Below are 2,923 nucleotides of genomic sequence, written 5' to 3'. Positions count from 1 at the left end.
GTGAGCGCGTCGGGCGCGAGAACGTGATGATCAAGATTCCCGCCACCGAGATCTGTCTCCCTGCGATCACCGAGGTCCTCGGTGCCGGCATCAGCGTCAACGTCACCCTCATCTTCTCCGTGGCACGCTACCGTCAGGTCATCGACGCCTTCCTCGCCGGCATCGAGCTGGCGAGGACGAACGGGCACGACCTGTCCACCATCCACTCGGTGGCCAGCTTCTTCGTCTCCCGCGTCGACTCCGAGATCGACAGGCGGCTCGACGAGGCCGGCGGGGACGCCGCCCCCACCCTCAGGGGCATGGCCGGTGTGGCCAACGCCCGCCTCGCCTACGACGCCTTCCGCGACCTGCTTCTCACCAGTTCCAGGTGGCGCGAACTCGCCGCGGCCGGGGCGAACGTGCAGCGTCCGCTGTGGGCGTCCACCTCAGTGAAGAACCCGGAGTACCCGGACACCCTCTACGTCACCGAACTCGCCGGCCCGCACACCGTCAACACCATGCCGGAGAACACCTTGGTCGCCACCCTCGACCACGGCGTCATCACCGGCGACTCCCTGACCGGCACCGCCGAGGCCGCAGCCGAGGTGTTCCGCGCACTCGAGACCGTCGATGTCGACCTTGACGATGTTTTCGACGTTCTCGAGCGTGAGGGGGTTGAGAAGTTCGTGAGTTCCTGGACCGACCTCCTCGACGTGATCGGGGCCCGCCTGTGACAGTCAACCCGTTGCGGGACCCCGAAGACCGTCGGCTGCCCAGGATCGCCGGACCCTGTGGCCTGGTGATCTTCGGCGTCACCGGCGACCTCGCCCGCAAGAAGCTGCTGCCCGCCGTCTACGACCTCGCCAACCGTGGTCTGCTGCCCGCCGGATTCAGCCTCATCGGCTACGGCCGTCGCGACTGGACCAAGGAGGAGTTCGAGGCCGAGGTCCTCACCTCGGTGCGCGACCGGGCGCGTACCCCGTGGCGAGACTCCGTCTGGGACCAGCTCGCCGCCGGGATCCAGTTCGTGAAAGGTGACTTCGTCACTGACGAGGCCTTCGACGATCTCGCCGCGATGACCCGCCGGATGGACGTCGAACGCGGCACCTCCGGGAACTGGGCCTACTACCTCTCGGTGCCGCCCCAGTACTTCTCCGATGTCTGCAACCAGCTGGAGCGTTCCGGTCTCGCCGACAGCACCGACGGGTGGCGTCGCGTCGTCATCGAGAAGCCTTTCGGGCATGACGAGCAGTCGGCCCGCAGCCTGAACAGGACCGTCAACGCGGTCTTCCCCGAGTCCTCGGTCTTCCGCATCGACCATTACCTCGGCAAGGAGACGGTGCAGAACATCCTGGTGCTGCGCTTCGCGAACCAGATCTTCGAGCCGCTGTTCAACTCCCGCTACATCGACCACGTCCAGATCACCATGGCCGAGGACATCGGTCTGGGCGGACGCGCCGGCTACTATGACGGCATCGGTGCTGCCCGGGACGTCATGCAGAACCACCTGCTCCAGCTCCTCGCCCTCGTGGCGATGGAGGAACCGGTCACCTTCTCCCCCGGTGAACTCAAGGCGGAGAAGCTGAAGGTCCTCAAGGCCACGACGGCTGTCGGGCCGTTCACCCAGACCACGGCCCGCGGCCAGTACACCGCCGGTTGGCAGGGCTCCACGTTCGAGCCCGGCCTGCGCGAGGAGGACGGTTTCGATCCGGAGTCCGGTACCGAGACCTACGCCGCGGCGACCTTCGGCATCAACTCCCGCCGTTGGGCGGGTGTGCCCTTCTACCTGCGCACCGGGAAGCGTCTCGGACGCCGCGTCACGGAGATCGCCCTGGTCTTCAAGTCCGCACCGCACCAGTCCTTCACCGAGGGGCAGACCGAGGCGCAGGGCGACAACGCCCTGGTCATCAGGGTCCAGCCCGATGAGGGCGTTCTACTGCGCTTCGGCTCCAAAGTGCCGGGCTCCGCGATGGACGTGCGCGACGTGAACATGGACTTCTCCTACTCGGAGGCGTTCACGGAGCAGTCCCCCGAGGCCTATGAGCGGCTGATCCTCGACGCCCTGCTGGACGAGGGCAGCCTCTTCCCGACCAACGAGGAGGTCGAGGAGTCCTGGCGGATCCTCGACCCGGTGCTCGACCACTGGGCGGGGTCGGGCCGCCCGGAAGACTATCCCGCCGGCACCTGGGGCCCGGAAGGCGCCGACCGGATGCTGGGACGCAACAACCGTGCCTGGAGGCGACCGTGACCTCACCCGAATCACCGATCCTGCCCGTCTTCTTCGACGGCGGAGTGAACCTGGGCAGAACCAGTACCCGCCGTATCGGGACCGCGCTGCGTGCTCTGCGCGAGCAGCGTGGTGAAGTGGCGACCGGGCGTGTCCTCACCCTCATCGTCTCGGTCCGTTCCGAGGAGGACCTCGAGTCGGTCGTCCACGGTGCCGATGAGGCGGCACGTGAGCATCCGGCCCGCGTCATCGTCGTCGTGCACGACCGCACGACCGACGAGGTCTACCTTGACGCCGAGCTCTACGTCGGTGGGGAGGCCGGAGCCGCGGAGGTCATCCTCATGCGGCTTCACGGGGAGCTCGCCGACCACGCGGATTCCGTCGTGACCCCGCTGCTCCTGCCGGACACGCCGGTTGTCGTCTGGTGGCCCTTCACCTCGCCGCGCAACCCGGCCGGGGACTCGTTGGGGGCACTGGCCTCCCGCCGGATCACCGACTCCTTCTCGGACGCCGCGGCCGGCAAAGGGACCAAGGCCATCTTCCGTCGTCGGATCGGCTACACGCCCGGTGACTCCGACCTCGTGTGGAGCCGCATCACCCCGTGGCGCGGCCTGTTGGCCAGCGCTCTGGATCAGCGCGACGGTGACACCGTCACCGGTGTGGAGATCACCGGCCCTGCTGAGGACCCCGCCGTGGACATCGCCGCGGGGTGGCTCG

The 2,923-nt window shown here is 67.8% G+C and carries 3 protein-coding genes; all 3 read left to right on the top strand.

Annotation, left to right across the window (positions count from 1 at the left end):
* Positions 1-713 (top strand): transaldolase (gene tal / locus QZV72_RS13885; RefSeq protein ID WP_297009256.1); only part of this gene is annotated, 713 nt, incomplete at its 5' end.
* Positions 710-2,227, top strand: a complete 1,518-nt coding sequence (zwf, locus tag QZV72_RS13880; protein WP_297009254.1) for a glucose-6-phosphate dehydrogenase — start codon at positions 710-712, stop codon at positions 2,225-2,227. The genes tal and zwf, both read left to right, overlap by 4 nt.
* The coding region (locus QZV72_RS13875) for a glucose-6-phosphate dehydrogenase assembly protein OpcA (RefSeq protein ID WP_297009251.1) at positions 2,224-2,923 on the top strand (700 nt) is incomplete at its 3' end. The genes zwf and QZV72_RS13875, both read left to right, overlap by 4 nt.

The sequence above is a fragment of the uncultured Corynebacterium sp. genome, assembly GCF_902782855.1.
Lineage (GTDB): Bacteria > Actinomycetota > Actinomycetes > Mycobacteriales > Mycobacteriaceae > Corynebacterium.
The sequence above is the reverse complement of the archived record's forward strand: the minus strand, read 5'-3'. Positions and strand labels throughout refer to the sequence as shown.